This window comes from Bizionia saleffrena, from assembly GCF_008086175.1.
Lineage (GTDB): Bacteria > Bacteroidota > Bacteroidia > Flavobacteriales > Flavobacteriaceae > Bizionia > Bizionia saleffrena.
Genome location: NZ_VSKM01000044.1, coordinates 1 through 1427, shown reverse-complemented (window position 1 = coordinate 1427; position 1427 = coordinate 1). Strand labels below are relative to the sequence as shown.

At 41.2% G+C, this 1427-nt stretch carries 1 pseudogene; it reads left to right on the top strand.

The features are described 5' to 3' along the window. Window positions 1-1427, top strand: a pseudogene (locus ES676_RS14840) (gliding motility-associated C-terminal domain-containing protein); the annotation flags it as partial.

Below are 1427 nucleotides of genomic sequence, written 5' to 3'. Positions count from 1 at the left end.
TTTCTTTTACAGATGTAACTACAACTGGAACTTGTGATAGTAATTATATTATTACTAGAACTTGGACAGCAATTGATGCTTGTGGAAACACAACAACTCAAGAACAGACAATTAATATTGAAGACACTACGGCGCCAACCTTTACGGTTCCTGCTGCAGTGACTTTAGAATGTGATCAAGATGTAAACAACTTAACGTTGACTGGTGATGTAACTGACGAAGCTGATAATTGTGATACTAACACATTAGAAGCGACGTATTCTGATGGAACATCGACTGCCGGATCTTGTGCTAACGAATCGTCTTTCATAAGAACTTGGACGGTAACCGATGCTTGTGGAAACGATAATACGCAAACACAAACCATAAACATCGAGGATACTACGGCGCCAACCTTTACGGTTCCTGCTGCAGTGACTTTAGAATGTGATCAAGATGTAAACAACTTAACAGTAACTGGTGATGTAACTGACGAAGCTGATAATTGTGATACTAACACATTAGAAGCGACGTATACTGATGGAACATCGACTGCCGGATCTTGTGCTAACGCGTCTTCTTTTATTAGAACTTGGACAGTAACGGATGCTTGTGGAAACGATAATACGCAAACACAAACCATAAACATCGAGGATACCACGGCACCAACCTTTACGGTTCCTGCTGCAGTGACTTTAGAATGTGATCAAGATGTAAACAACTTAACGTTGACTGGTGATGTAACTGACGAAGCTGATAATTGTGATACTAACACATTAGAAGCGACGTATTCTGATGGAACATCGACTGCCGGATCTTGTGCTAACGAATCGTCTTTCATAAGAACTTGGACAGTAACGGATGCTTGTGGAAATGATAATACGCAAACACAAACCATAAACATCGAGGATACCACGGCACCAACCTTTACGGTTCCTGCTGCAGTCACTTTAGAATGTGATCAAGATGTAAACAACTTAACGTTGACTGGTGATGTAACTGACGAAGCTGATAATTGTGATACTAACACATTAGAAGCGACGTATACTGATGGAACATCGACTGCCGGATCTTGTGCTAACGCGTCTTCATTTGTAAGAACTTGGACAGTAACCGATGCTTGTGGAAACGATAATACGCAAACACAAACCATAAACATCGAGGATACCACGGCACCAACCTTTACGGTTCCTGCTGAAGTGACTTTAGAATGTGATGAAGATGTAAACGACTTAACGTTGACTGGTGATGTAACTGACGAAGCTGATAATTGTGATACTAACACATTAGAAGCGACGTATACTGATGGAACATCGACTGTTGGGTCTTGTGCTAACGAATCGTCTTTCATAAGAACTTGGACAGTAACCGATGCTTGTGGAAACGATAATACGCAAACACAAACCATAAACATCGAGGATACTACGGCGCCAACCTTTACGGTTCCT